The sequence below is a fragment of the Rhodococcus sp. P4_B6 genome (assembly GCF_056402215.1).
This window is the reverse complement of sequence record NZ_JBFUHV010000415.1, coordinates 1-1,926: the sequence shown is the minus strand read 5'-3', so window position 1 is coordinate 1,926 and position 1,926 is coordinate 1. Positions and strand designations below refer to the sequence as shown.

Here is a 1,926-nt window from a genome sequence, read left to right as displayed (position 1 = left end):
GTTCACGGTCGACTCGGAATTGGGTTCGCGGGTAGCCGAGTTGGCCCGCGGGTCGGGGGCGACATCGTCGATGGTGTTGCAGGCGGTGTTGGTGGTGTTGCTTCGCAGGCTCGGTGCCGGGTGCGATGTTGCGATCGGTGGGCCGATCGCGGGCCGTACCGACGAGGCGTTGTCCGAGTTGGTGGGGTTCTTCGTCAACACGTGGGTGTTGCGGGTGGATGTGTCGGGGAATCCGCGGTTCGATCAGGTCCTCGACCGGGTGCGGGTAAAGGCTCTAGGTGCGTACGAGAATCAGGATGCGCCGTTCGAGCGGTTGGTGGAGTTGCTGAATCCGGTTCGCTCGACGGCGTATCATCCGTTGTTCCAGGTGTCGTTTGCGATGCAGGACAACGTGTTTCCCGATGTGGCGTTTCCCGGGTTGGGGTGGGAGACGTTGCCGGCGTCGACGGGGACGTCGCGTTTCGATCTGTCGTTCAGTCTCGCCCCCACCGAACGGCAGGGTCTGGCGGGGGTTGTCGAGTATGCGAGTGATCTGTTCGACCGGGCGACGGTGGAGGCCGTCGCGGCCCGGTATGTGCGGTTGCTCGACAGGATCGTCGCGGATCCGCAGGCGCGGATCGAGGGGTACGACATCCTCGAGCCGGACGAACGCGAGTTGGTACTGCGGACCTGGAACGACACCGCAGCGCCCTTCGCGGAGACCACTGTCGTGGAACTGTTCGAGCGACAAGTGGCGGCGACACCCGGCGCCGCCGCGGTGACCTTCTCCGACCGGAGCTGGACTTATCGAGAAATCAACACACGGGCGAACCGGCTGGCGCACTTCCTGATCAGTGCCGGGGTCGGCCCGGAAACCTTGGTGGCCGTGGCGCTGGAGCGCTCGGCCGAGCTGGTCGTCGCATTGTTGGCGGTGCTCAAGGCCGGCGGCGGCTACCTTCCCATAGACCCGAACTATGCCGGTGCTCGCGCCGGGACAATTCTCGCCGACGCAGCCCCGCGGCTGATCCTGTCCGACACTGCCACCGTGGCCACGCTGCCCGACCATGACATAGGGCAGGTGCTACTCGATGCAGATCTGGACCTCGGCACTGCAGCCGAAGTCGGGGGTCACGCCGATCGCGATCCCGTCGACAGCGATCGGATCGGCCCGATGAGCCCCGGTCACGTGGCGTATGTGATGTACACCTCGGGGTCGACAGGTATTCCGAAGGGTGTCACCGTGAGCCACCGAAGTGTGGTGTCGTTGTTGGCCGCCACCGCCGACCGCGTGGGGTTGGACGATACGGATGTGTCGGTGTGGTGCCACTCGGAGGCGTTCGACTTCTCGGTGTGGGAGTTGTGGGGTGCGTTGGTACACGGGGGCCGCGTGGTGGTGGCGCCGTGGGACGTGGCGGCATCGCCGAACCGTTTGTGGGAGTTGCTGATCAGGGACAAGGTCACTGTTCTCGGCCAGACGCCGTCGGCGTTCTACGGTTTCGAGGAGGTCGAGCACGTGGACCCAGCGGTGGGGGCCGGTTCGGTGCTGAGGACGGTCGTGCTCGGCGGAGAGGTGCTGGATCTCGCCAGGCTGCAGGGCTGGAATCTGGGCGAGGATCCGCTCCACCCACAGGTGAGGACGCTCAACGGGTACGGTCCGACGGAGACGACGGTCTTCGCCGCAATGTACTCGCTACCTGAATCCCAGGGTGGTCGTGATCGCGTAAGTGTGCCGATCGGCGACCCAGTGGGCGGTATGCGGGTGTTCGTGTTGGGTGCGGGGCTTGGGCCGGTTCCGGTGGGTGTGGTGGGGGAGTTGTATATCGCCGGGGTGCAGTTGGCGCGTGGGTATTTGGGTCGGCCGGGTTTGACGGCGGAGCGGTTCGTGGCGTGTCCGTTCGGTGTGTCCGGTGCGCGGATGTATCGGTCGGGGGATCTGGTGCGGTGGAC

Annotated in this window: 1 protein-coding gene; it reads left to right on the top strand. The window is 65.6% G+C overall.

Features of this window, described 5'->3' with window-relative positions:
* On the top strand, positions 1 to 1,926 hold a 1,926-nt coding region (locus tag AC1DWT_RS51170; protein ID WP_477926257.1), incomplete at both ends, for a non-ribosomal peptide synthetase.